The following is a 25337-nucleotide window of genomic DNA, read 5'->3' on the forward strand; positions in this document are numbered from 1 at the left end:
AAGCTTTACGGAATGCGCAGCGCTTATGACGAGGTCAGGGGCAACGGCATCAAACGGCAGCACGAACCGCCGCGCATCGTCGGTGATCTCCTGCAGTCGGAGATTGCCGAGAAGCAGGCCCGCTCGATCCGCTACCAGCTCAGCATCGCCAAGCTGCCACTCGCCAAGGATATCGACGACTTCGATTTTACCGACACGCCCGTCAATGAATCCCTGGTGCGGCAACTGGCTACGGGCACCTTCGTCGCCGATCAGCGTAACGTCGTTCTCGTCGCGGCACGGGAACAGGCAAGAGCCACCTGGCTATCGCGATTGCCCGCGAACTCATACGCAACAGCACACGCGGCCGCTTCTTCAACGTCGTCGATCTGGTCAATCGGTTGGAAACGGAAACGCGCAACGGGAAGCAGGGCCGGACGGCGGATTACCTTACACGCCCCGACTTCATCATCCTCGATGAACTCGGCTATCTACCGTTCGCACAGGCCGGTGGTCAGCTCCTGTTCCACCTGATCAGCAGGCTCTACGAGCGTACTTCGATCATCGTCACCACAAACCTCGCCTTCGGCGAATGGCCGTCGGTGTTCGGCGATGCGAAGATGACGACGGCACTCCTCGACCGTTTGACCCACCACTGCGAGATCGTGGAAACCAGCAACGAATCCTGGCGCTTCAAAAACCGCTCTCAAAGCTAAAGCCGAAGATACCCATCACCCGCACTTGACCTACCCTCTGCAACCCCGGCCAGCGCCGGGCAGGCCAAGCGCTGATCGTCTACAGGGGGGTGAAGATTGGGCGCCGATAAGGGGTCAACATTCCGCGCCGATTGACACTCGGTCGGCTCTTTGCGATTATTCAGGCGGAATTTAATCCGTGTGATGGATCGCACCAAGGCGCGTGGTTTCGAATGGCCTGCCGAAAGCTAACGCCGCGCCTCCGCAGGGAAGCGCGGCGTAAGGGTCACTTTACCTGCGTGACCGTCAACTTGCCGTTGACGCGTTCAGCGACGAACTGCACCTTTGCGCCCTCCTTCAGCTTGGTCAGCAGCGCGTCGTCTCCGACCTGAAAGACCATGGTCATGGCGGGCATTTCGAGACCCTTCAGCTCCTCATGAATGAGCGTGACCTTCTTGGCCTTGGCATCGACCTTCTTGACGGTGGCCTTGGTGAACTCCTGAGCGAACGCACCACCGGCGGATGTCAGGGCGAGCGCTGCGATGACGGCAAGTTTGAGAACGGTTTTCATGTTCTACTTCCTTCCTTCTGATCTACTTGTTGGCGACAGTGACGTCGCCGTGCATTCCGGCGTCGTAGTGGCCGGGAACGAGGCAGGCGATCTTGAAGACGCCGTCATTGGTGAATTTCCAGACGATATCGCCGGATTTGCCGGGCTTCAGGCGGATCGCGTTCGGATCGTCATGCTCCATGTCCGGGAACTTCTCCATGACTGCCTTGTGCTCCATCACCTTGGCTTCCTGGTCGAGGACGAACTCGTGGTCGAGCTCGCCTTCGTTCCTGATGGTGAAGCGGATGGTCTGGCCCTTGCGAACCTTGAAGTCGTTCGGTGTGAAGATCATCTTGCCGTCCGGCGTTTCCTTCATGCTGACGCGGATGGTCTGGCTGACCTTCGACTTGTCGCCGGGTTCGCCGACGGCCATTTCGCCGTGACCGCCAGCGTGGCTGCCGGATGCGAAAGCGGGCGTTGCAAGGGTGGCCAGGAGCAGGCCGAGGATTGCAGTTTTCATAATCATGTCCTTTGATTGTTGGGTGTTCGATCAGCCGTGTTTCGAATGTTTCGACGGCGGCTGCGTCTTTGCGTCTTTGGCCTTGGGCGCGTCGGGAAGGCTTCCCGTCCACTCCCAGGCCTGTGTGCCGGGTGGGTTTTCGTACCAACCCGGATCGGTGTAGTCGCCCGCCGAGATGCCCTCGCGGACCTTCACCACCGAAAACATGCCGCCCATCTCGATGGGGCCATGGGGGCCCCACCCGGTCATCATGGGAACGGTGTTTTCCGGTATTTCCATGGACATCTCGCCCATATCGGCCATGCCGGCCGTACCCATCGGCATGTATTCGGGACGGATCTGCCTGATCTTTTTGGTGACTTCCTTCTTGTCGACGCCGATGAAGGTCGGGATGTCGTGGCCCATCGCGTTCATCGTGTGATGCGACTTGTGGCAATGGATCGCCCAGTCGCCGACATGCTTTGCGTCGAACTCGTAGGCCCGCATCGCGCCGACGGGAATGTCAATGCTGACCTCCGGCCAGCGTGCCTCTGGCCTGACCCAGCCACCGTCGGTGCAGGTCACCTCGAAATCGTAGCCGTGCATATGGATCGGGTGGTTGGTCATCGTCAGGTTACCGACGCGGACGCGGACCTTGTCGTTCTTCGAGACCACCAGCGGATCGATGCCCGGGAAGACCCGGCTGTTCCAGGTCCAGAGATTGAAGTCGGTCATCTCCATGACGCGCGGCACGTAGGTGCCGGGATCGATGTCATAGGCGCTGAGCAGGAAGACGAAGTCGCGGTCCACCGGCATGAACTTCGGATCCTTGGGATGGACGACGAAGAAGCCCATCATGCCCATCGCCATCTGGACCATCTCGTCCGAATGCGGGTGGTACATGAAGGTGCCGGACTTCACGAGGTCGAACTCGTAGACGAAGGTCTTGCCGACGGGGATGTGCGGCTGCGACAGCCCGCCCACGCCATCCATCCCCGACGGCAGGATCATGCCGTGCCAGTGGACGGTAGTGTGCTCGGGCAGCTTGTTTGTCACGAAGATACGGACGCGGTCGCCTTCCACGGCTTCGATGGTCGGACCCGGCGATTGACCGTTATAGCCCCAGAGGTAGGCCGTCATGCCTTCGGCCATCTCGCGTTCCACCGGCTCTGCAACAAGGTGGAACTCCTTGACGCCGTTGTTCATCCGGAAGGGCAGGGTCCAGCCGTTGAGCGTCACGACCGGGTTGTAGTCGGGGCCGACAGATGGCCGAACCGGCGTCTGGGTCGCGGCGGTATCCATGACGGCCGCCTCCGGCAGACCCGTATTCGAGGTCTGACCCCAGGCCTGAGAGGAGACGAGAGCGGCACCGGCGGCACCTGCTCCGAGCAATTGTCTTCTATTGAACATTCTCGTTTCCTTTCTCAGTGGCCGCCCGCTGGCGCTTCTTCGGCCGACGCGACCTCGGTCTCGGCCGCAGTCGACCCAGTGCTGCCGCCGTAGATGACGGGAGCGAGGTTCGCCTCGGCAAGCCAGAAGTCGCGCTTCGCGTTGACGGCGAGGATGGTGGAGTCGATCTTCTCGCGGGTATCGGCGATCAGTTCGAAGGTGCTGGTGATCATGCCGTTGTAGGTGAGGAGGGACTGTTCCTCGATCGCAGTGCGCAATGGCAGGACGTTGTTTCGGTAGTGGCGCGCGATATCGTAGTTCGACCTGTAGGCGAGGTAGGCGGAGCGGGCTTGCGAACGGGCGTTGACCGCACGTTCCGCCAGCTGGTTGGCAGCCCGCATGTAGGCGAGCTCACCCTTTCGCAGACGCGCCTGGCCGGAATCGAAGATCGGGATCCTGAACTCCAGGGATGCGGTCTTCGACACGTCCGAGAGGATCTTGCCGTCCTCGCGCTCGCGTTCCTTTTCGTAGGTGCCGACCAGTTCGATGTCGGTGACGATGCGGGTGACATCGTCGAGCTTGTAGGACTGAGCAGTCGCCTGAAGCTCCAGGCGGGCGACCTGTAGATCCATGCGCTTGTGGATCGACTCGGCCTCGATGTCGTCGCGCTTGATCAATGCCTTCGGCAGCGAGGGGAGACGGTTCGGAATCTGGAAGTCGATGTCGGAACCGGAGAGGCCCATCAGCCTGACCAGCTCCTCCTTGGCAAGCTTTGCTTCGAGCCTTGCCTTGGCAGTCTCGCCGGTCAGCTCCGCGTAAAAGACGTGTTCACGCGCCTGGTCGGCCTTCGGCATCGAACCGGCTTCGCCGATCTTCTTGGCGAGTTCGGACGCCGCGTCGGCGGCTGCCTTGGCCTGGTTGAGGTAGGCGACATTTTCCCAGGCCGCCACGGCGTTGACCCAGGCTCGTCGCGTTTCGGCAGCGAGCGAGATCGTGGCGATGGCCGCGTTGAGCTGGGCCTGACGGAATCGTGTATCGGCCAGCTTGATGTTCTTGTCGTAGGTGGCCAGCGCCAGGATATTGGCCGCGACAGCACCTTCAAGAACACGATAGGCCTCAAGTCCGGGAGTAGCTATCCCGGTCAGGCCGACGGAGAAGGTCGGGAACACCGAAAGCTGCGTCTGCCATGCGTCCGCGGCGCTATCTCCGAGATCGGCATAGGAGGCCTGGAGGCCCTTGTTGTTCAGGAGAGCGACCTGGACGGCGGTCTCGACGTCGACGGTCTTCCTGGCCATCAGCGCCTTCACGCGGTCGCGGACGGCCTGAGCCTGCTGTCGGTTTTGCACCCACACGGTCTGTTTGCCGGTTGCCTCGCCGCTTTTCGACGAGGCGGTCGTGAAACCGGCATCCTTGGAGGAATAGTCCGTCGTCACGCAGCCGGCTGCGGCAAGGGGAAGCACGACGGCGGACACGAGCCTGATGTGACGTGTTATCATCGCGCTCATCCTTTTTTCGGAGCCTGGGCGTCGTTGAGACCGCGCCAGGGCTTCGGATCGACGGGCATGCGATGGGTGTAGCCGTCAATCGGGCTCCGGTACCGGAGTGGCCTGCCGTCGGGCACGGTGTCAGGGTGGTCGGTCGAAGCCACGACTTCAGGTAATGTGGATGCACATCCGCTGGCAAAAAGCGGAAGAGCAACCACCAGGAACAAATGTTTCATGGTGAAAATCCGAGAATATGATCGCAATTGCGCCATGGCGCTCGCTCGCGCACAGGCACAGCAAGACCCGCCCTGCGGGTGCTAGTTCTCAGATATTAGGTGGACGATGGAGGCTCGGCTTCTGACCGGCCGTATGCGTGTCGTCGATGAACTCGCGAATGGAGACCACGCGCGGATGGCTCAACGAGGAGCCGGGGCAGGTGATGGCCGCAACGCCGCAATAATCCGTGCAGCAGGAGTTCTTGGACTTTTCCGGACTGCCGTGATCGTGCTGGTTGCCGTGATGATCGGCATCGGCCATCGCTAGGCGGTCGTCGCCATGGTGAGAGGCGTGACCATCCTCGATCTGGGAGACCTGGGCGGCGCTCTCGGGATGCATCGCAGCGCTGACGGCAGAAAAGCTGTAGCCAGCCAGTGACAAGATCATCACCAGTCTGAACATCAGTGCCATCGCTCTAGATGTGATTCGATACATCCCGCTCATGCCTATGAGGATTGCCAGTGCCTTCGAGCTTGTCAATCGACGCCTTCTCAGACCACCGCTTCACGTCGTTTATGTGGCATCGCAACAACGCCGCGAAAGCAGCAAGGGTGAACCCGCCGCAATCGGAGCATTGAGGCAATCGCCCGCTTGTCGGTGGCTTGCGGCTTCCCATACTGGGAAGGTCAAGCGATTTTTCTGGCGTGGAGACGATTTCCTCGCGACCGCCTATTCGCGTCTCCACGAGATGGAGCGGACGCTACAAGTTTCCGGCCTTGGAAGGTCAAGCGCTTGAAGCCGCGTCTGAGGCATTCTGCTTTTGCGCGGATCGACGTTGACGGGCAGGCGGTGCCGTGCTTCATCATCGACCGGGAGTGTCATTTTCGGCCGGCGATGCCGGTCTCGAAAAGGCAGGGCAGGGCCCGGATGGGATTGAGACGGCGTCATGGGCAAGCGGATCGTATTCACCGGCGGCAGCGGCAAGGCAGGACGGCATGTCGTGCCATATCTCGTCGGGCAAGGGCACGAGGTATTCAACCTCGACCTGGCGCCCCTCGACTGCCCCGGCGTCAACACGCTGATTACCGATCTGAGGGACGGCGGCGAGACCTTCAACGCGCTCTCCATGCATTTCGGCTTCCAGGGGCTGGAGAGCGGCAAGGGGCCGGCGCCCGTCGATGCGGTGGTGCATTTCGCCGCCGTGCCGCGCATTCTGATGCGCCCCGACAACGCGACATTTTCCGCCAACACGATCTCCACCTACAATGTCATCGAGGCGGCGATGAAGCTCGGCATCCCCAAGGTGGTCATCGCATCCAGCGAGACGACCTATGGGGTCTGCTTTGCCGAGGGCGACAAGGACTATCATTCGTTTCCGCTCACCGAAGACTATGATGTCGATCCGATGGACAGCTACGGTCTTTCCAAGGTCGTCAACGAGAAGACGGCGCGGGCCTTTGCCATGCGTTTCGGCGCGGACATCTATGCGCTTCGGATCGGCAACGTGATATCGCCGGAGGACTACAGCCGCTTCCCTGCCTTCCTCGCCGACCCGCCGTCGCGCAAACGCAATGCCTGGAGCTATATCGATGCCCGCGATCTCGGCCAGATCGTGCATCTCTGCATCGAAAAGGACGGCCTCGGCTTCCAGGTCTTCAACGCGGTCAACGATACGATTACGGCGCTGGAGCCGACCCGGCCGTTCCTCGAGCGCTGGGCGCCCGGCACGCCCATCGTCGGCGAGATCGGCGAATTCGAGGCCCCGATCAGCAATCGCAAGATCAGGGAGGTCCTGGGTTTCGCCGAGGGCCACGATTGGCGCAAATACGTCATCAGGTAATCGCAGATCCGGGCTTGCCAAAATCGCGGGGCCAAAATAGCGGGAAAACCGCCACGGGAGATTGGTCGGGCGGCGTTATGCTACTATATCATTCCCAGAGGATGGAATCGGCGGCCTGACCCATGAAACAATATCTCGATCTTCTTCGGCATGTGATGGAAACGGGTACCGACCGGGGCGACCGCACCGGCAAGGGGACGCGTTCGGTATTCGGCTATCAGATGCGCTTCGACCTCGCAGACGGTTTTCCGGTCCTGACGACCAAGAAGCTGCATCTGAGATCGATCATCCACGAGCTCTTGTGGTTCCTGAAGGGCGATACGAACGTCGCCTATCTGAAGGAGAACGGCGTCTCCATCTGGGATGAATGGGCCGACGAGAAGGGCGAGCTTGGGCCTGTTTACGGCTACCAGTGGCGCTCCTGGCCCGCCCCCGACGGCCGCCATATCGACCAGATTTCGCAGTTGATCGAAGGCCTCAAGGTCAACCCCAATTCGCGCCGGCATATCGTGTCAGCCTGGAACGTCGGCCAGCTCGACGACATGGCGCTGCCGGCCTGCCATTGCCTGTTCCAGTTCTATGTCGCCGACGGCAAGCTCTCCTGCCAGCTCTACCAGCGCTCCGCCGACGTCTTTCTCGGCGTGCCCTTCAACATCGCGTCCTATGCCCTGCTGACGATGATGGTCGCCCAGGTCACCGGCCTGAAGCCCGGCGACTTCGTCCACACGCTCGGCGATACGCATATCTATTCGGATCACTTCGAGCAGGCGAAGCTGCAGCTGACCCGCACTCCGAAAGCGCTGCCGACCATGCGCATCAATCCTGCGGTAAAGGACATCTTCTCCTTCCGCTTCGAGGATTTCGCGCTCGAAGGATATGAGGCCGATCCGCATATCAAGGCGGCGGTGGCGGTGTGAGCAAACCTCGCCTCGTCATCATTGCCGCGGTCTCGCAAAACGGCGTCATCGGCCGCGATGGCGACATGCCCTGGAGGCTTTCGACCGATCTCAAGCGCTTCAAGGCGCTGACCTTGGGCAAGCCGGTCATCGTCGGGCGCAAGACCTTCGACAGTTTCGGCGGCAGACCTCTTCCTGGCCGGCCGCATGTGGTCGTCACGCGCAATCCGGATTTCCACTACGAGGGCGTCGATGTGGCCGCATCCCTCGACGAGGCACTGAAGATTGCCGGCCATAGGGCCGAGGAGGCCGGAGCCGACGAGATTTATGTGCTCGGCGGCGGCGAAATCTATGCCCAGGCGATCAAGATCGCGGACATGCTGCGCGTGACCCATGTCGAGACCGATATTTCAGACGGCGATACGTTCTTTCCCGCCATCGATCCGGCGGTGTTCGAGAAGATCGAGGAAGTTGCCGTTCCGGTGGGTGAGAAGGACAGTTATCCGACCCGTTTCGCCAGTTATGCCCGCCGAACCGCGACAAACTGAAACATTTCGTTACCGTTGAACGGGAAGTTATTGAACCTGCGTTGAAAGCAGGTCGGCGCATCCCTATAACGGGCAATAGCCAGACGGCTGCCGCACGGCAGGGTCGCGGTTTGGGAGCGAATACGAACAAAGAGGTTTTGATGCCCTGGAGCAATCAGAATGGTGGCGGCGGCGGCCCTTGGGGCGGCGGTGGCGGTAATAATCAAGGGCCCTGGGGACAGGGACCGAACCGCCCACGCGGCGGCGGGGGGAGCGGCGGTCCGCCCGACCTCGAAGACATCATAAGGCGCAGTCAGGACCGGCTGCGCAGCGTGATGCCGGGTGGCTTCAACGGCGGCGCCTTCGCGATCGTCGTCATCGTGATCCTTGCCTTCCTTGCCTTCCAGTCCGTCTACACGGTCCAGCCGGACGAGCGCGGGGTCGAACTGCGTTTCGGTCGTCCGAAGGACGAAATCTCCATGCCGGGCTTGCATTTCCATTTCTGGCCGTTCGAATCCGTCGAGATCGTCAAGGTCACCGAACAGCAGCAGAATATCGGCGCGGCTCGGGGCTCGAGCTCCAATGCCGGCTGGATGTTGACCGGCGACCAGAACATCGTCAACGTTCAGTTCTCGGTTCTGTTCACCGTGACCGATCCGAAGGCCTATCTCTTCAACCTGGAAGGCCCGGCTTCGACGCTGCAGCAGGTTTCCGAAAGTGCCATGCGCGAAGTCGTCGGCCGTCGCCCGGCGCAGGACATTTTCCGCGACAACCGCGAAGGCATCTCGACCGAGGTGCGCAACATCATCCAGGGCACGATGGATACCTACGGCTCCGGCCTTTCCATCAATGCCGTGCCGATCGAGGATGCGGCGCCGCCGCGTGAAGTGGCCGACGCCTTCGAGGAAGTGCAGCGTGCCGAACAGGACGAGGATCGTTTCGTCGAAGAGGCGAACCAATACGCCAACCAGAAGCTCGGCCAGGCCCGCGGCCAGGCAGCCCAGGTCCGTGAAGAGGCATCCGCCTACAAGGATCGGGTCGTCAACGAGGCGCAGGGCGAGGCGCAGCGCTTCGTCTCGATCTATAACGAATATGCCAACGCGCCTGAAGTGACGCGCCGGCGCATCTTCCTCGAAACCATGGAAACTGTGCTGAAGAACTCCCGCAAGATCATTCTGGACAACAAGGACGGTGTCGTCCCCTATCTGCCGCTCAACGAGATGATCAAGCCGCAGACGAACCAGGGAGGCACACGATGAACTCCAATCGACTTCCCGCCATCCTGATCGGCCTCGCCGTTCTCCTCGTGCTGATCTATTCGTCGGTTTTCGTGGTCAACGAGCGCGAACAGGCGATTGTCGTCCGCTTCGGCGAGATCCAGGACGTCAAGCGCGAGCCGGGCATCTATTTCAAGCTGCCCTTCGCGTTCATGGACGCCGATCGCGTCCAGTATGTCGAGGACCGGGCATTGCGCTTCGATCTCGACAATATCCGCGTCCAGGTGCGCGGCGGCGCCTTCTATGAAGTCGACGCTTTCGTGGTCTACTCGATCACCGATCCGCGCCTCTTCCGGGAAACGGTGTCGGGCGACCGCGAATCGGCCGAATCGCGGCTTCGCACGCGCCTCGATGCGGCACTGCGCCGCGTCTATGGTTTGCGCAATTTCGATGCGGCTCTCTCCAACGAGCGCTCTTCGATGATGCAGGAGGTTCGCGCGGACCTCACCGCGGCTGCGGAAACCCTTGGACTCGCCATTCGCGACGTCCGTATCCGCCGCACCGACCTCACCCAGGAAGTCTCGCAGCAGACCTTCCAGCGCATGAAGGCCGAGCGTCTTGCCGAGGCCGAACTGATCCGTGCCCGCGGTAACGAGCAGGGCCAGCGCCGGCGGGCGATCGCCGACCGTCAGGTCGTCGAGTTCGTCTCCGAAGCGCAGCGGGATGCGGAAATCCTGCGCGGTCGGGGTGACGCCGAACGCAACAAGATCTTCGGCGAGGCCTTCCAGCGTGATCCGGCCTTCTTCGAATTCTACCGCACGATGCGTGCCTATGTGGCGGCACTCGCCGATAACGGTACGACGCTGGTGCTGTCGCCGGATTCGGAGTTCTTCCGGTTCTTCAACTCGTCCGCCGGCCAAGCGCTTGCGCCGATCCAGGCGCCTGTTCCGCCGGCACCGCCCGCTGCACCCGCAGCGCCGGCGAACTGATTAGAGAAGCTTGGGGCGGCGTAAAGCCGCCCCTTTCATGACAAGACCATCCACAGGCGTGATCGGCAGAGGGCGCAATCCTCACGAAAAGGTAATTTCCCCCGTCGTCATTCCGCCTTATGCTCTGTCGAAACTCCGCCCGATTCAAAGGCTCCTATGGCCGGCCCGGGTCGAGTGCCGCTCTTCCGGGGGGATGCGGACAATCCAACAGCGAGGATGCCAGATGGCTCATTCGGTTCGATCGACCTTCAAGCTCACCGTCACGCTTGCGGCAACGTTTGCCCTGCTGGCGGCGCCCTTGCAGGCGATTGCCCAGACCGCGGTCCCTGCGGCTCCGGGGCAGAACGCCAATCCGCCAGCCGCCGGTTCTCCGGGGGCGATGCTGCCCGCTCCGCCGACTGCGTCTCCGACCATCAATCCGCCCCCGGCTCCGGGGCCCATGGCAGGCGGCGGCCCGGGGTCGATCGCCGATCTCGCCGAGGGCCTGCTCGATGCCGTCGTCAACATCTCCACCTCCCAGAGCGTCAAGGACCAGGGGGCCGGCCCGCAGCCGCAGATCCAGGAGGGCTCGCCATTCCAGGAGTTTTTCGAGGACTTCTTCGATGGCCAGGGCAATCAGAACGGCAATCAGAAGGTTTCTTCGCTCGGCTCCGGCTTCGTGATCGATCCCTCGGGCTATGTGGTCACCAACAACCATGTCATCGAAGGCGCCGACGACATCGAGGTGATTTTCCCGAACGGCTCGAAGCTCAAGGCCAAGCTGGTCGGCACCGACACCAAGACCGACCTGTCGGTCCTGAAGGTCGAGCCCAAGGCGCCGCTCAAGGCCGTGCGCTTCGGCGATTCCCGCCGCATGCGGATCGGCGACTGGGTGATGGCGATCGGCAACCCGTTCGGCCTCGGCGGATCCGTGACATTGGGCATCATCTCGGCCCGCGGCCGCAACATCAACGCCGGCCCCTATGACAACTTCATCCAGACGGATGCCGCGATCAACAAGGGCAATTCCGGTGGCCCACTGTTCAACATGCGCGGTGAGGTGATCGGCATCAATACCGCGATCATTTCACCGTCGGGCGGGTCGATCGGCATCGGTTTTGCCGTACCGACGGAGCTGGCCGAAAATGTCGTGCACCAGCTGACCGAATTCGGCGAGACGCGCCGTGGCTGGCTCGGCGTGCGCATCCAGCCGGTCACCGAGGACGTGGCGGCAAGCCTCGGCCTCGACCGGGCGCGCGGCGCGCTGGTTTCCGGCGTCGTCAATGGCGGACCGATCAAGAACGGCGAGATCAAGGCCGGTGACGTGATCCTCACCTTCGACGGCCAGTCCGTCAACGAGATGCGCGACCTGCCGCGCATCGTTGCGGAAAGCCCGGTCAACAAGGAAGTCGACGTGGTGATCCTGCGCGACGGCAAGCAGCAGACCGTCAAGGTAACGCTCGGCCGCCTCGAGGATAGCGCCGATCCGGAGGAGGAAGACGACCAGCCAGCCCTGCCGGGGGGCCAGGGCGAGAACAAGACGCCCGGCAACAATGCGCCCGCAGATCAGAAGGGCGAACTTAGCCAGGACCCGGCCGCAGCCTTCGGCATGACGCTCGCCGTGCTCGACGAGGACCGCCGCAAGAGTTTCAGCATTGTCGAAAGCGTCGAAGGGGTACTGATCACCGCCGTCGCGCCGAATTCGCCAGCAGCCCAGAAGGGTCTGAAGGTCGGCGAGGTCGTGGTCGAGGTGGCGCAGGATTTCGTCGAAAGCCCGGCCGACGTCGTCAAGCGGATCTCGGTCCTGAAGTCCGAGGGGCGGCGCAACGCGCATGTGATGGTCTCGGATCCTTCCGGAAACCTGCGTTTCGTGGCGCTGCCGCTGGAGTAAGCTCGAGGGCCGGCCCGTCAGCGGGCGCGCCCGGCGGCCACTTTCTGGCGCTGCCACTCATCGCGGGTGATCGCATAGACCACATGCGGTTTCAGATGCGGATGCGTATCCGGCACCCGCGGATGGTCAAAATCCATGCCGGTGATTCGATGCAGGCCGAGCCGCTTCATGACGGCGGTCGATCGCCTGTTTTCGCCGACTGCGAAGGAGACGACCGCGTCGAGGTGCTTTTCGCCGAAGGCGAAGTCGAGCAGCGCGCGGGCAGCCTCCGTGACATAACCGTTGCCCCAGAACCGGGTCGCCAGCCGCCAGCCGATCTCCACCGTCTCGACTGGAAAGATATCCGGCATGTTGGCGAGCGACAGGCCGCAGAACCCCATGGGCTCCTGCGTTTCCTTCAGTTCCAGCGCGTAAAAGCCTAGCCCGGTTTCGGTGATGGCATCGTTGAGCTTTGCGAGAAAGGCGTCGGCCTCCTCGTAGGTGCGGCGAAACGGGAAAAATTCCATCACCTTCGGATCGGAGTTGATCTCGCGAAAGAGATCGCGGTCGCTGTCGATCCAGCTCCTGAGACGGAGGCGTTGGGTTTCGAGGATGATGCGTGGCGGCATGATCTTGGGCTTTGTCCTACGAGACCTTCGCAGAGGATTTCGGCTTTTCGAACCTGATGCGCAGTTTGGTGCCGGTGGCGTCGGCGAAACGCTGGAGGGTGCGGGTGGAGGGCATGGACCTGCCGCTCTCCAGCCGCGCGATAGCAGCCTGCGTGGTGCCCATGGCCTTGGCGACATCTTCTTGCGTCATGGAAGCCTGCGCGCGTGCCTTCATCAAAGCCTCCGCGAGGGCGAATTCCTCTTCAAGGGCGTCGTAAGCTGCGACAAATTCGGGGTCCTTGCGCCACTCTTGAAAGGCATCTCGAGCGAGCAGACTATTTCGTTTCGTCATTTGACCTCCTTCGCTTTCTTCAGCGCGAATTCGATTTCGCGACGCGGCGTTTTCTGAGTTTTCTAACGAAAAACATGCACGACAACGACGCGTCTTTCTTTCACCGTGATATAGGCGGCACGTGCGATGCCATCGCGCCCCGTTAGGCGCATTTCCCAAACGGGGCCTTCGAGATGCTTCACATATGGCGCGGGCATCCCGGCAAGGCCATGGTCTTCGATCAGGTGCGAGATGCGCTCGAAGACTGCACGCATGTCCAAAGGAAGGGAATAGAGCTTTTCCCTTACTTCAGTATCGAGAAACTCAATCGTCCAACGCATGAAATATACCATTTTTGCAATGATCTTCAATGCAAATGATGCGATGTGTATTTCAATCCGTCAATCGTTTAGGTTGTAATCAGGCTGTCACGAAATCCGTCTTGCGATAGCCCTGGATGTAGAGGAGGGCGGTCAGGTCGCCGTGGTCGATGCGCATCTTGGCCTGGGCGGCGACGGTGGGCTTGGCGTGCAGCGCGACGCCGGAACCGGCGATGTCGAGCATGCCGAGATCGTTGGCGCCGTCGCCGACGGCGATCGTGTCTTCCGGGGAGATGCCGAGCTTTTCCGCGATGGCGAGGAGCGCGTCCACCTTGGCCTGTTTGCCGAGGATGGGTTCGGCGACTTCGCCGGTGAGGATGCCATCGTTTTCGAGGAGGACATTGGCGCGGTTCTCGTCGAAGCCGAGGGTCGCGGCGATGCGGCTGGTGAAGACGGTGAAGCCGCCGGAGACGAGGGCGGCGTAATGGCCTTTGGCCTTCATGGTGGCGATCAGTTCCGGCCCGCCCGAGGTCAGCGTGATGCGCTGGGCGATCACATCATCGACGACGGTGATCGGCAGACCTTTTAAGAGTGCCACGCGTTCGCGAAGGGCTGGTTCGAAGGCGATCTCGCCGTTCATGGCGCGGGCGGTGATCGTCGCGACCTTGTCCTTCAGCCCGACGACATCGGCAAGCTCGTCGATGCATTCCTGGCCGATCATGGTCGAATCCATGTCGGCGATCAGGAATCTTTTCCGCCGCGTGTCGGCGTCCTGGATGACGAGATCGATCGGCGCGCTCCCGATCAGCGCCCTCAGATCGGCTTCGGCCGCTTTAATATCGGAGCCGTCGCGCAGCGCGATATCGCAGGCGATCCCGTCCGCCAGCCAGTAGAGGCCGGAGGCTTTCACCGCCTCGGCCGCTTGTTCTCCGAGCTCCACGCTGAGAACTGGGTTTGACGGATGGGCAATGAGCGTGGCAACGAAAGCCATATGAGCGACCTTATCGAGAATTTTGATGCGATCCTGATAACCGGGCCGACGGCCAGCGGCAAGTCGGCGCTTGCATTGCGCCTGGCGCGCGAGACAAACGGCGTGGTGATCAATGCCGACAGTATGCAGGTCTACGACACGCTGCGGGTCCTGACGGCGCGACCGGCCGAGGACGAGATGGAGGGCGTGCCGCACCTGCTCTACGGGCATGTGCCGGCGACGACGGCATATTCCACCGGCGAGTGGCTGCGCGATGTGACGGCGCTTCTGCCGGAACTGGTGCGCGAGGGCCGGCTGCCGGTCTTCGTCGGCGGGACCGGGCTTTATTTCAAGGCACTGACCGGCGGCCTGTCCGATATGCCGGAAATCTCGCAGGATATTCGCTGCGAGGTGCGCCTGCGTCTCAAGGTGGAAGGACCGGAGGCGCTGCATGCGGAGCTCTCGGCACGCGATGCGGCGGTGGCGGCAAGCCTGGAGCCGAAGGACGGGCAGCGGATCGTGAGAGCGCTGGAGGTTCTGGCGGAGACGGGTCGCTCCATCGCCGAATTCCAGGGCAGGCAGGGGCCGGTGGTGATCGATCCTTCGCGGGCGAAGAAGCTTGTCGTCCTGCCGGACAGAAAAATCCTTCACGAACGAATCGACCGCCGTTTCGAGACGATGCTGGAGAGTGGCGCCGTGGACGAGGTGAGGACGCTGCTGGCGCTCGGTCCCGCACCCGACCTGCCGGTCATGAAGGCGATCGGCGTTGCGCAGGTCGCCGAGATGCTGGAAGGTCGCATGAGCCGGGAAGACGTTATCGAACGCGGCTCGGCATTGACCCGCCAATATGCCAAGCGGCAGATGACCTGGTTTCGCAACCAGATGGACGAAAGCTGGGAGCGGCTGGCCTGAGGCCTGCTCACTCCTTGTCGTAAAGGCTGCTCAGCGGTTTCTTCAGCAGACTTTCGCGCAGCGACCCTTCTCGGCGGAGCAGCGGGTTCGGGCGTGGCGTGCCTTCAGGCAGCGGCGGGCGCTGGAATGTTGGTGGTGGCGCAGGCTGGAAGGCCGGGCGCTCCGGCGAGCGTTCGCGGCGCAGTTCTGCGAAACGGTCGGGGCGGGGCGCTGAAGGCTGTTCCGGCGCGGCCGCACGCGGCAGCATTTCCGGCCGGTAGGGCTCCAGCGGCGGGTTGCCTGCCATCGGCGGTGCCGGATTGACCGTCACATGGCCCGTCGAGCGGATCTCCCGGTTCCAGCGATCGAGTTCGGCGTCGCCTGCCGGCGGGAAATCATCGTCCGTATCCTCCTCTGCACCGGAAGCGCCTTCCGCGAAAGGCGCCGTCGCCGGGGCGTAGCTTTGCTGGAAGGCGGAAATATCCGGGCCGCTGACGGCGCGCATACGGGCGATCACCGTGCGCAGATCGACCGTATCCGGCGTATCCTCCGTGCCTTTGTCGGCGACGCCATTGGCCTTGGGCAGGTACTTTTCCTCGACGCGGGCAAACCGCATGCGCATCGGCACCGAGATCGCTTCGCCGAATGCGATCGCCTCGCCATTGCCGATCGACGACAGAAAACTGGTCGTCGAGATCGAAGAGTTCGGGATCGCTGACTTGATGATTTCCTGGTCGCGGTCGTTGGACAGTCGCATCGCGAACACGGTCGAGCACTGCGACAGGATCGTCTGGTCGAGTTCGCCAGGGCGCTGGGTGATGACGCCGAGTGAGACGCCGTATTTGCGGCCTTCCTTGGCGATCCGCGAGATGGCCTGCCTTGTCGGGAAGAAACCCAGTTCACGGTCGGCCGGCACATAACGGTGCGCTTCTTCGCAAACGACGAGCATGTGGATGGCGCCATTGCTCCAGAGCGCCAGTTCAAACGCCATGCGGCAAAGGATCGAGGCGACGGAATTGACGACTTCCGAGGGGATGCCGGCGAGCTGGAAGGTCGAGATCGGCCGGTCTCCGCCTGGAATGCGGAAGATATAGGCGATCGTCTCCATGATCGTGTCGTTGATCGTATTGTTGGAGAACATGAAGTGATAGCGCGGATCGTTGATCGCCGACAGGATGCGCATCTTGAGCGACCGCAGGAACGGTTTTTCGCCGCGGCCTTCCAGGCGGCCGATACGTTCGTCGATCAGCGCCAGGAGGTCAGCCATGCGGTAGGGAACAGGCGTGTCGGCGGTGACCGAGCTTTTTTCGGTCGAGCGGCGCATCAACGTCGTTTCATTGCCGCGGAAGGCGCGTTTCGCCTCCGGGATGAGGTCACGCAGGATGTCCAGTTCTTCCGCCACGGCCGGACGGCCGCGAAAAACCACTTCGGAAAACTCTTCGAGCCGCATCAGCCAGAAGGGCAGGTCGAGCGTTTCGGTATCGATGACGACCGCGTGATCGGGAAAGGCCGCGGCAAATTCGTTGTGCGGATCGAGAATGAGGACGCGCAGCTTCGGATCGGTCTCGATCGCCTTGTGGAGGAGCAGGGAGACGGCAGTCGATTTGCCGACGCCTGTCGAGCCGACGATGGCAAAGTGTTTCGACAGCATCGACGGGATATGGATCGTCGCGTCGATCGTGTCGTCCTGCGTCAGCTTACCGATCACGCAGGTCTCGTTCTTGCCGGTATCATAAATGCGGGAAAGGTCGGAGGCACGAATGCGGTGCGCGACGGCGCCGAGATAGGGATAACAGGAGATGCCGCCCGTGAACTCGTCGCGACCATCGGGTCCCTTGCGCACCTCGCCGAGCAGTTCGGCCTCGATGTGGAAACCGGTATTGCTGTTTTCACTCCATTCCCTGCCGCCGGTCTGCATCGCATAGGCAAGTGCCACGACACGGTTTTCGCCGACGCTGATGGAGATCAGCCGGCCGACGGACCAGAGTTCGGTCAGATCGGTCTCGCCGTGTTCGGCAACGGCGGAAATGGTGGCATGGGAGCCATTGCAGGCGACGACGCGCCCCAGCATCCGGTTGCCGGGCTTCTGGACGTCGCGACGATCCTGCTCTCCTGCAGACGCGGAACGGTGCAGATCGTTGTTCAACAAACTCGGGCCCCTATCATTGGGGGTGGCGGATCAGGTCGCGGCTCGTCCGTCGGGTCGCTACTCTCCAAACAGGAGGACTATATTGTGCCGGCCTTAACAACTCGTGTAGGAAAACGAGCGGCTGAATGGGTGGAAACGGAGCAGCAAAATCAGACTGACGAGGATTTTTGGTGCATGCCCACGTTGACGAACGACATTTATCTGGCTAACACTTCGCGCCATGAAGATCTCGAACGCTCTTATTGTGGTGGGAACGCGCATGGGCAGGACGGTGTAACCGTCCGGCGACAGCCACCCATGCGCGGAAAGACAGGCTCCTCCAGGGGGCCTTTTTTTATGTCTTCAAACCGGCTCGGAGGAGCCGCCGGTAAAAATCCAGCAGCGAATGGACCAAGACAATGACGGATACCAACAATCAGACGCCAGATAACCAGATGCCAGATAACCAGATGACCGGCGCGGAAATCGTCCTGAAGGCTCTGAAGGACAATGGCGTCGAGCATATCTTCGGATATCCGGGCGGCGCCGTCCTGCCGATCTATGACGAGATCTTCCAGCAGGACGACATCCAGCACATCCTCGTTCGCCACGAGCAGGGCGCCGGCCATGCGGCCGAAGGTTATGCCCGCTCCACCGGCAAGGTCGGGGTCATGCTGGTGACGTCCGGTCCAGGCGCCACCAATGCCGTCACCCCGCTGCAGGATGCGCTGATGGATTCGGTGCCGCTGGTCTGCCTGTCGGGCCAGGTCCCGACGACGCTGATCGGCTCGGACGCCTTCCAGGAATGCGACACCGTCGGCATCACCCGGCCCTGCACCAAGCACAACTGGCTGGTCAAGGACGTCAACGAACTGGCCGGCATCATCCACGAGGCCTTCCGCATCGCCCAGACCGGCCGGCCGGGCCCGGTCGTCGTCGATATCCCGAAGGACATCCAGTTTGCGACCGGCACCTATACGCCGAAGCCGGAGATCGCCCAGAACACCAGCTACCGGCCGCGCACCCAGGGCGACATCAACGCCATTCAGGCGGCTGTCGAACTGATGGCCTCGGCGCGCCGGCCGATCCTCTATACCGGCGGCGGCGTCGTCAATTCCGGCCCGCAGGCCTCGCGCCTGCTGCGCGAACTGGTCGAGCTCAGCGATTTCCCGATCACCTCGACACTGATGGGCCTCGGCGCCTATCCGGCGTCGGGCAAGAACTGGCTCGGCATGCTCGGCATGCACGGTTCTTACGAGGCGAACATGGCGATGCACGACTGCGATGTCATGGTCTGCATCGGCGCGCGTTTCGACGACCGCATCACCGGCCGCCTCAACGCTTTCTCACCGAATTCGCGCAAGGTCCATATCGATATCGACCCGTCCTCGATCAACAAGAACGTGCATGTGGACATCCCGATCCTCGGTGATGTCGGCAGCGTTCTCGAAGACATGGTCCGCCTGTGGCGTGCGCTGCCGAAAAAGCCGGCCAAGGCGCAGACCGAGGAATGGTGGAGCCAGATCAACCGCTGGCGGGCTCGCAAGAGTTTCTCCTACAAGCATTCCAACGATGTCATCATGCCACAGTATGCGCTGCAGCGCCTTTTCGAGGCGACGAGGGGGCATGACACCTACATCACAACGGAAGTCGGCCAGCACCAGATGTGGGCGGCACAGTTCATCGAGTTCGAAGAGCCGAACCGCTGGATGACCTCGGGCGGTCTTGGCACGATGGGTTACGGCCTGCCGGCGGCGATCGGCGTCCAGGTGGCGCATCCGGACGCCCTCGTCATCGACGTTGCCGGCGACGCCTCGATCCAGATGTGCATCCAGGAAATGTCCTGCGCCATCCAGCATAACCTGCCGGTCAAGATCTTCATCCTGAACAACCAGTACATGGGCATGGTCCGCCAGTGGCAGCAGTTGCTACACGGCAACCGCCTGTCGAATTCCTATACGGAAGCGATGCCGGATTTCGTGAAGCTGGCGGAAGCCTATGGGGCCGTCGGCATGTATTGCGACGATCCGAAGGAGCTCGACGGCAAGATCGAGGAGATGATCGCGGTCAAGAGGCCGGTCATCTTCGATTGCCGTGTCGCCAATCTCGCCAACTGCTTCCCGATGATCCCCTCGGGCAAGGCACACAACGAGATGCTGCTGCCGGACGAAGCCACCGACGAAGCGGTTGCCAATGCCATCGATGCCAAGGGTCGCCAGCTCGTCTGAGACGGGCGGCACATCCTTCAACAGAATTCTGAGGAAATGGACCTAAGATCATGAATGCGCATCAGCAACCGACCGGTTCCGCCTATTTCATCGCGCCTGAGACGGCGAAAGCCGAAAGCCATACGCTTTCGGTTCTCGTCGCCAACGAACCCGGCGTGCTCGCGCGGGTGATCGGCCTGTTTTCCGGCCGCGGCTACAATATCGAGAGCCTGACGGTTTCGGAAACGGAGCACGAAGCACATCTATCCCGCATTACCATCGTGACCCGCGGCACGCCGACGGTGCTCGAACAGATCAAGGCTCAGCTCGAACGCATCGTGCCGGTGCACCGGGTCGTCGATCTGACGGTTCGGGCCCACGCGCTCGGCCAGGAACGGCCGATCGAGCGTGAGGTGGCGCTGGTCAAGGTTGTCGGCCAGGGCGACCGCCGCGCCGAGACGCTACGGCTCGCGGATGCCTTCCATGCCAAGGTCGTCGATGCGACGGTCGAGCATTTCATCCTGGAAATTACCGGGAAATCCTCGAAGATCGACCAGTTCGTGGCGATCATGAAGCCGCTCGGGCTGGTCGAGGTGTGCCGCACCGGGATCGCGGCGATGAACCGTGGTCCTCAGGGGATGTAAACAGCCGGGATCGACGTCTTCCGGGCGATCGACACGCTGGTGGCGGAGCGTCGGATACTCGATCTCCACTAGATCATTTCCAACGGCTGCTTGCGCGGCGGCGGCGGGAAGGCGGCGTCGAGGGCTGTCCAGTCCTCCTCGCTCAGTTCCAGCTCGACGGATTCGGCGTTTTCGGCAACGCGGTCCGGGTTGGCGGATTTCGGGATGGCGATGACGCCGTCGCGTTCCAGGAGGAAAGCGAGCGCCACCTGCGCCGGCGTTGCCTGATAGGCCTTCGCGATGCGGATCAGCTCGCCGCTTCTGGCAAGCCGGCCCTGTTCGATCGGCGAGTAGGCCATGACCGGGATGCCGCGCTCCTGGCACCAGGGCAGAAGATCGTATTCGATGCCGCGGCGGGAGAGATTGTAGAGGACCTGGTTGGCGGCGCAGTTTTCGCCATCCGGCACGTCCATCAGTTCCCGCATGTCGTCGAGATCGAAATTGGAGACGCCCCAGGCGCCGATCTTGCCGGCGCGGCGCAAGTCCTCGAAACCCGCGACGGTTTCCGCCAGCGGGTGTTCGCCGCGCCAGTGCAGGAGATAGAGATCGAGACTGTCGGTCCGCAGCCGGTCGAGGCTGCGTTCGCAGGCTTCGACGACACCCTTGCGGCTGGCATTCCAGGGATAGACCTTGCTGACCAGGAACAGCTCGTCCCGGCGGCCGGCGATCGCTTGTGCCGTGATCTTCTCGGCGCCGCCCTCGCCATACATTTCCGCCGTGTCGATCAGCGTCATGCCGAGGTCGAGACCCCGCTTCAGGCTCGCGACTTCAGTGCCGGCCTTGCGGGCATCCTCGCCCATCATCCAGGTGCCGAGGCCAAGGGCCGGGACCGAAATGCCGGAGGGCAGGGTGACTGTCGGGATATCGGACATGGCGGGCCTCGATCTGTGGCGTCTGGAGAAGTCCATCCTACTCAGATATGGCTTCGATTGAAGCTGCCAAGTTCCGCTTGAAGATCATGTCCAACGATCTTATCACGAAAAGACAGGCCGTCCGCGAAACGAGATGGCCGTGACGGCCGGGGCGGATTGGCGCTAGGAGAAAATATGTCGCTGGAAACCTTTCTGGCCCTCGTCCTCTTCGCCTTCACGACGTCGATCACGCCGGGGCCGAACAACATGATGCTGTTCGCGTCGGGCGTGAACTTCGGCTTTACGCGGACCATTCCCCATATGCTCGGCATCGGTGCCGGTTTTCTGTCGCTGCTGATCGCGGTCGGCCTCGGCCTCGGCGCGCTGCTGCATTCGGTGCCGGTCGTCTATACTGCGTTGAAGTTCGCCGGCGGCGCCTATCTGCTCTGGGTCGCCTGGAAGATCGGCACGTCGCGCAGCCTGTCGGACGGCAAGACCGGAGCGCAGCCGATGACATTTATTGGCGCGGCTGCCTTCCAATGGGTCAATCCGAAGGCCTGGGTCATGGCGGTCACGGCCATGGCGACCTATACGAACCCGGAATATTACCTGCCGACCGTGATGATGGTGGGCCTGGCCTTCGCTGCGGTCAACGTGCCGAGCGTTTCGACCTGGGCCGGTTTCGGTTCGGCATTGCGCGAATGGCTGTCCGTGCCGGCGCGGCTGAAATGGTGCAACATCACCATGGCGCTCTTGCTTGTCGCAAGCCTCTGGCCGATGTTGAAGTGAGGGAGACAACCATGTCTACACATAATCATCACCACCACGATCACGATCATGATTACGGCCACGGGCATGACCACGATCACGACAACCGCTACAGCGACATGCAGGCGCGCGTAAAGGCGCTCGAAACCGTGCTGACGGAAAAGGGGCTGATCGATCCGATGGCGATCGATGCGATCGTCGATACCTATGAGACGAAGATCGGTCCGCGCAACGGCGCCCGGGTGGTCGCCAAAGCCTGGAGCGATCCGGATTTCGCCGCATGGCTGAGAACCGATGCGACCGCGGCGATTGCAAGCCTCGGTTACACCGGCCGGCAGGGCGAGCACATGCGGGCGGTATTCAATACGCCCGATACCCATAATCTGGTCGTCTGCACGCTGTGTTCCTGTTACCCTTGGGCCGTACTTGGGTTGCCGCCGGTCTGGTACAAGGCGCCGGCCTACCGCTCGCGCGCGGTCATCGATCCGCGCGGCGTGCTTGCCGAGTTCGGCTTGATCCTGCCGGAAACCAAGAAGATCCGCGTATGGGATTCGACCGCCGAACTGCGCTATCTGGTCATCCCCGAACGACCGGAAGGCACGGAAGGTCTCGGCGAGGAGGCGCTTGCCGACCTCGTCAGCCGCGACGCGATGATCGGCACGGCGATTGCGGGGCCGCGGCCATGAACGGGCCTCATGATCTCGGCGGCCAGATGGGCTTCGGGCCGGTGGCGCCGGAAAAGGACGAGCCGTATTTTCACGCCGAGTGGGAGAAGCGGGCGCTGGGGCTGACGCTGTCCGGCGGTGCTCTCGGTGGATGGACCATCGACGAAAGCCGGCATGCGCGCGAAAATATCCCGCCGGCGCAGTATCTGGGCGCGAGCTATTACGAGATCTGGATACGGGCGCTGGAAGTGCTGCTCGAACGCCATGGTTTTGCGGCGCGGACCGAAATCGATGCAGGCCGCAAGCAGATGGAGCCTGCGGTGCCGAAGCGTATCCTGAAGGCGGATATGGTGGCCGGCGTGCTTGCCAGGGGCGGACCTTGCGACCGGCCGGTCGAGAGCGAACCGCGGTTCCAGCCGGGCGACCAGGTGCGGACGCGCAATTTCAACCCGGAGACCCATACAAGGCTGCCGCGTTATGCCCGCGCCAAGACCGGTGTCGTCGAGGCCGTGCAGGGCTCCTTTGTGTTTCCGGACGATAATGCGCACGGCAAGGGCGAGAACCCGCAATGGGTCTATACGGTCGTGTTCGACGGGCCTGAGATCTGGGGCGAGGGCGCCGATCCGACGCTGACGGTCTCGATCGATGCCTGGGAGAGCTATCTTGAGCGCGTGTGAGATCCCCTCGGCATTGGTGCAGTCGCCCGGTTTGCCGAAGTCACCGGAGGGTGATCCGGTGTTTCCGGAGCCCTGGGCGGCGGAAGCCTTCGCGATGACCGTGCATCTGCACGAGCGCGGACTGTTCAGCTGGACCGAATGGGCCGAGGCCCTTTCGGGCGAGGTGCACAAGCCCGGCCGGGCCGAGGATGGCAGCGATTATTTCGATTGCTGGGTGGCAGCGCTTTCCGGCCTGCTGGTGGATAAAGGCATTGCCGACGGCGAGACGATCCTGGCGCTCCAGCAGAGCTGGCAGCGGGCCGCCGAGGCGACGCCGCACGGCCGGCCGATCGAGCTTGCCAACGATCCGCTGCGCTGAAGATCAGCTCGGAAGCTGCCGGTAACATTCCTCGGCGACCCGGCGCAGCATGTCGCGGGAGATTTCACCGGTGACGGCGTAGCCGAGTTCGCCGTCGATCCAGTAGAAGGTCTCGACGGTGTTGGCGGAGGCGAACCGAAAACTCGTGGTGCGGTTTTCCTTGTTGCGGCCGACGAGCACGGTCAGGCGCTGGCCCGTCTGGTCCTCGTACATGAACAGGGCGCCCGGCTTGCCGCCGACCGGCAGGAGCCGGCCGCCGACCAGTTTGAAGCCCAACGGTTGAAGGTTCGGAACCTTGAGATTGGCGATCGACAGCCGCTTGCCGAGCCAGCTGGCGAGATGCGCTTCCTCGTTGGCGAAGACTTCGACCGGGTGGCGCACTTCGCCTGCATAGACGAGGAAGGCGTTGCGGGCCTCGCGGGGCAGGATTTCGGTATAGGCGAGCTGGATATCCGGGCGCTGGAACAGGAGCGGACCGTAGTGGCCGCCGAGGGCGCCGGCTGCGAAGATAACAACGGCGGCCGCGACCAACGCGAAGCGGCGGGACGGCCGGGTGTTGGTGTGCGCCAAACCGCCTGTGAGGAGCTGGATATCGGTGAGTTTCGATCTTTCATGACCGGCGAAGGCGGCGCGCAACTCGTCGTTCTGCTCCTGCCAATCGGCCACCATCTGTGCGGCGTCCGGGTTTTCGGCCAGAAAATCCTGCACACGGGCGCGGTCGGCCTCGTCCAGGAAGCCGTCGGCATAGGCGTGCAGTTCCGCTTCCGTTACGGATCTGGCTTCGGTCATCGTGGTCTCCGCAATGGTATGACGTTTTCCTCCCGCATTTTTTCCCGCAATGTCTGGCGCGCCCGCGACAGGCGCGACATCACGGTGCCGACAGGAATATCCAGCATCTCGGCGACTTCCTGATAGGCGTAACCTTCGACGACGACCAGCATCAGCACCGCGCGGGCCTCCTTCGGCAGGGTCTCCAGCGCCTGCACGAGCCGGTTCTTTTCCAAGGGATCGTCGGCACCCGTGCTTGCAGCCAGGCTCTCCGCCTCCTCCATGCCGACGGATGGGCGCCGCGCGATCGACCGGCGCGCGTTGAGGTGAAGATTGGTCATGATCCTGTAGGCCCAGGACTTGAAATTCGCGCCGCGCCACTGGCCGCGGCTGACCAGCGCCTTTTCGACGCAATCCTGCAACAGGTCTTCGCTCTCGGTGTCCGAGCGCGTCAGGCTGCGCGAATAGCGCCTGAGGGCGGGCAGGAGGGCGAGGATCTGCGCCTCGAAGGAAAGCGGCGCGGGAGCCTGTGCCTCACGCGCCGTTCCGGACGTGGATTGATCAGGGTTTTGCGACATCCCAAACGCCGTTCACGCCGTCGCCGGTGGTGTCGCCTTCCTTGGTGTCCTTGACCCAGTAATAGAGCGGCATGCCGTCCTTCGCCCATTGCTTGGCCCCGTCCTTGCGGGTCACGATGGAGTATGCACCATCGGCCTTCGCATCGGAAGCGGCCATGACCGGCGGCCAGTTGGTGGCGCACTTGTCGTAGCAGTTGGAGGTGCCGGGCTTGTCGTTCTTGAAGGTATAAAGCGTCATGCCCTTTTCACCGGCCAAAACGTCGCCCTTGGTCGAGGTCTTGACAGTCTTGAACGGACCGGCGGCGAAGGCGACCGAGGTCAGCGCTGCCAGCGCGAAAGGCACGAGAATGAAGGTCTTCATGGATCGTCTCCCTGGTTGATGGCGGCCTCACATCGGCCACCAA

At 62.4% G+C, this 25337-nt stretch carries 28 protein-coding genes and 1 pseudogene; 14 read left to right on the forward strand and 15 right to left on the reverse strand.

All coding sequences use genetic code 11. The features are described 5' to 3' along the window. Positions 1–695: pseudogene (istB, locus tag GQ59_RS26090) on the forward strand (IS21-like element helper ATPase IstB); the annotation flags it as partial. A gap of 265 nt (positions 696–960) precedes the next feature. Here the strand turns inward: istB and GQ59_RS26095 are convergent. From GQ59_RS26095 to GQ59_RS26115, 6 genes are all read right to left on the reverse strand, one after another. Continuing rightward, positions 961–1245, reverse strand: coding sequence for a copper-binding protein (locus tag GQ59_RS26095; RefSeq protein WP_037086943.1), 285 nt, complete (start codon positions 1243–1245; stop codon positions 961–963). A 22-nt stretch (positions 1246–1267) separates the two neighbouring features. After that, positions 1268–1744, reverse strand: coding sequence for a cupredoxin domain-containing protein (locus GQ59_RS26100; RefSeq protein WP_037086944.1), 477 nt, complete (start codon positions 1742–1744; stop codon positions 1268–1270). Positions 1745–1774: 30 nt separating this feature from the next. After that, positions 1775–3133, reverse strand: a complete 1359-nt coding sequence (locus tag GQ59_RS26105) for a multicopper oxidase family protein (RefSeq protein ID WP_037086947.1) — start codon at positions 3131–3133, stop codon at positions 1775–1777. Between the two features lie 14 nt (positions 3134–3147). Further along, positions 3148–4608: a TolC family protein gene (locus GQ59_RS26110; RefSeq protein WP_037087050.1), complete on the reverse strand. Its 1461-nt coding sequence runs from the start codon at positions 4606–4608 to the stop codon at positions 3148–3150. A gap of 5 nt (positions 4609–4613) precedes the next feature. After that, positions 4614–4832 (reverse strand): hypothetical protein, encoded by a 219-nt coding sequence (locus tag GQ59_RS31445; RefSeq protein WP_084683303.1) that lies wholly within the window; start codon positions 4830–4832, stop codon positions 4614–4616. Positions 4833–4920: 88 nt separating this feature from the next. Beyond that, entirely contained in the window at positions 4921–5274 is a 354-nt protein-coding gene (locus GQ59_RS26115) for a hypothetical protein (protein WP_244448071.1), read from the reverse strand. A 484-nt stretch (positions 5275–5758) separates the two neighbouring features. Between GQ59_RS26115 and GQ59_RS26120 the strand changes: the two genes are divergently transcribed. The 6 genes from GQ59_RS26120 (at position 5759) to GQ59_RS26145 (ending at position 12151) form a co-directional block, all read left to right on the forward strand. Then, positions 5759–6652, forward strand: coding sequence for an NAD-dependent epimerase/dehydratase family protein (locus GQ59_RS26120; protein WP_037086952.1), 894 nt, complete (start codon positions 5759–5761; stop codon positions 6650–6652). A gap of 122 nt (positions 6653–6774) precedes the next feature. Next, entirely contained in the window at positions 6775–7569 is a 795-nt protein-coding gene (locus GQ59_RS26125) for a thymidylate synthase (protein ID WP_037086955.1), read from the forward strand. Further along, a complete protein-coding gene (locus GQ59_RS26130; RefSeq protein WP_037086957.1) occupies positions 7566–8096 on the forward strand; it encodes a dihydrofolate reductase in 531 nt (176 codons plus the stop codon). The genes GQ59_RS26125 and GQ59_RS26130 overlap by 4 nt, the downstream gene beginning before the upstream one ends. A gap of 140 nt (positions 8097–8236) precedes the next feature. Beyond that, complete coding sequence (gene hflK, locus GQ59_RS26135; protein WP_037086959.1) at positions 8237–9334, forward strand: FtsH protease activity modulator HflK; 1098 nt, start codon at positions 8237–8239, stop codon at positions 9332–9334. Next, a complete protein-coding gene (gene hflC, locus GQ59_RS26140; protein WP_037086961.1) occupies positions 9331–10281 on the forward strand; it encodes a protease modulator HflC in 951 nt (316 codons plus the stop codon). The genes hflK and hflC overlap by 4 nt, the downstream gene beginning before the upstream one ends. A gap of 223 nt (positions 10282–10504) precedes the next feature. Next, positions 10505–12151, forward strand: coding sequence for a Do family serine endopeptidase (locus GQ59_RS26145; RefSeq protein ID WP_037086963.1), 1647 nt, complete (start codon positions 10505–10507; stop codon positions 12149–12151). 17 nt (positions 12152–12168) lie between these two features. On the opposite strand, the gene GQ59_RS26150 is transcribed toward GQ59_RS26145, so the two are convergent. The 4 genes from GQ59_RS26150 to serB all read right to left on the reverse strand — a co-directional run bounded on the left by GQ59_RS26150 (position 12169) and on the right by serB (position 14380). Continuing rightward, the gene (locus tag GQ59_RS26150) at positions 12169–12759 is read right to left on the reverse strand and encodes a GNAT family N-acetyltransferase (RefSeq protein ID WP_037086966.1); all 591 of its coding nucleotides are present in this window, start codon (positions 12757–12759) and stop codon (positions 12169–12171) included. 16 nt (positions 12760–12775) lie between these two features. After that, the gene (locus tag GQ59_RS26155; RefSeq protein ID WP_037086969.1) at positions 12776–13090 is read right to left on the reverse strand and encodes a helix-turn-helix domain-containing protein; all 315 of its coding nucleotides are present in this window, start codon (positions 13088–13090) and stop codon (positions 12776–12778) included. A gap of 62 nt (positions 13091–13152) precedes the next feature. Further along, complete coding sequence (locus GQ59_RS26160; RefSeq protein WP_244448072.1) at positions 13153–13440, reverse strand: type II toxin-antitoxin system RelE/ParE family toxin; 288 nt, start codon at positions 13438–13440, stop codon at positions 13153–13155. 49 nt (positions 13441–13489) lie between these two features. Continuing rightward, complete coding sequence (gene serB, locus GQ59_RS26165) at positions 13490–14380, reverse strand: phosphoserine phosphatase SerB (RefSeq protein ID WP_037086971.1); 891 nt, start codon at positions 14378–14380, stop codon at positions 13490–13492. On the opposite strand from serB, the gene miaA reads away from it, so the two are divergent. After that, a complete protein-coding gene (gene miaA / locus GQ59_RS26170) occupies positions 14381–15271 on the forward strand; it encodes a tRNA (adenosine(37)-N6)-dimethylallyltransferase MiaA (RefSeq protein WP_037086973.1) in 891 nt (296 codons plus the stop codon). Between the two features lie 7 nt (positions 15272–15278). Here miaA and GQ59_RS26175 read toward each other — a convergent pair whose 3' ends face one another. Continuing rightward, the gene (locus GQ59_RS26175; RefSeq protein WP_037086974.1) at positions 15279–17399 is read right to left on the reverse strand and encodes an ATP-binding protein; all 2121 of its coding nucleotides are present in this window, start codon (positions 17397–17399) and stop codon (positions 15279–15281) included. A gap of 398 nt (positions 17400–17797) precedes the next feature. Here GQ59_RS26175 and GQ59_RS26180 point away from each other — a divergent pair, with 398 nt between their 5' ends. Together GQ59_RS26180 and ilvN are read left to right on the forward strand one after the other, a co-directional pair. Then, a complete protein-coding gene (locus GQ59_RS26180; protein WP_037086976.1) occupies positions 17798–19606 on the forward strand; it encodes an acetolactate synthase 3 large subunit in 1809 nt (602 codons plus the stop codon). Between the two features lie 50 nt (positions 19607–19656). After that, entirely contained in the window at positions 19657–20229 is a 573-nt protein-coding gene (ilvN, locus tag GQ59_RS26185; RefSeq protein ID WP_024164177.1) for an acetolactate synthase small subunit, read from the forward strand. Between the two features lie 68 nt (positions 20230–20297). Here ilvN and GQ59_RS26190 read toward each other — a convergent pair whose 3' ends face one another. Further along, the gene (locus GQ59_RS26190) at positions 20298–21140 is read right to left on the reverse strand and encodes an aldo/keto reductase (protein ID WP_037086978.1); all 843 of its coding nucleotides are present in this window, start codon (positions 21138–21140) and stop codon (positions 20298–20300) included. A 174-nt stretch (positions 21141–21314) separates the two neighbouring features. Between GQ59_RS26190 and GQ59_RS26195 the strand changes: the two genes are divergently transcribed. The 4 genes from GQ59_RS26195 to GQ59_RS26210 are packed head-to-tail and all read left to right on the forward strand — an operon-like array spanning position 21315 to position 23587. Next, a complete protein-coding gene (locus tag GQ59_RS26195; protein WP_037086979.1) occupies positions 21315–21908 on the forward strand; it encodes a LysE family translocator in 594 nt (197 codons plus the stop codon). Positions 21909–21919: 11 nt separating this feature from the next. Then, the gene (nthA, locus tag GQ59_RS26200) at positions 21920–22573 is read left to right on the forward strand and encodes a nitrile hydratase subunit alpha (protein ID WP_037086981.1); all 654 of its coding nucleotides are present in this window, start codon (positions 21920–21922) and stop codon (positions 22571–22573) included. Continuing rightward, on the forward strand, positions 22570–23229 hold the full coding sequence (gene nthB / locus GQ59_RS26205) for a nitrile hydratase subunit beta (RefSeq protein WP_037086982.1): 660 nt from the start codon (positions 22570–22572) through the stop codon (positions 23227–23229). The genes nthA and nthB overlap by 4 nt, the downstream gene beginning before the upstream one ends. Next, positions 23216–23587 (forward strand): nitrile hydratase accessory protein, encoded by a 372-nt coding sequence (locus GQ59_RS26210; protein ID WP_037086983.1) that lies wholly within the window; start codon positions 23216–23218, stop codon positions 23585–23587. The genes nthB and GQ59_RS26210 overlap by 14 nt, the downstream gene beginning before the upstream one ends. Before the next feature lie 3 nt (positions 23588–23590). Here GQ59_RS26210 and GQ59_RS26215 read toward each other — a convergent pair whose 3' ends face one another. The 3 genes from GQ59_RS26215 to GQ59_RS26225 are packed head-to-tail and all read right to left on the reverse strand — an operon-like array spanning position 23591 to position 25294. Then, positions 23591–24376 (reverse strand): anti-sigma factor family protein, encoded by a 786-nt coding sequence (locus GQ59_RS26215; protein WP_037086984.1) that lies wholly within the window; start codon positions 24374–24376, stop codon positions 23591–23593. Beyond that, positions 24373–24933, reverse strand: coding sequence for an RNA polymerase sigma factor (locus tag GQ59_RS26220; protein ID WP_037086986.1), 561 nt, complete (start codon positions 24931–24933; stop codon positions 24373–24375). The genes GQ59_RS26215 and GQ59_RS26220 overlap by 4 nt, the downstream gene beginning before the upstream one ends. Then, on the reverse strand, positions 24917–25294 hold the full coding sequence (locus GQ59_RS26225) for a COG4315 family predicted lipoprotein (RefSeq protein ID WP_037086987.1): 378 nt from the start codon (positions 25292–25294) through the stop codon (positions 24917–24919). Before GQ59_RS26225 ends, GQ59_RS26220 begins: the two co-directional genes overlap by 17 nt. Between the last annotated feature and the right edge of the window lie 43 nt (positions 25295–25337).

The sequence above is a fragment of the Neorhizobium vignae genome (assembly GCF_000732195.1).
Taxonomy (GTDB): domain Bacteria; phylum Pseudomonadota; class Alphaproteobacteria; order Rhizobiales; family Rhizobiaceae; genus Neorhizobium; species Neorhizobium vignae.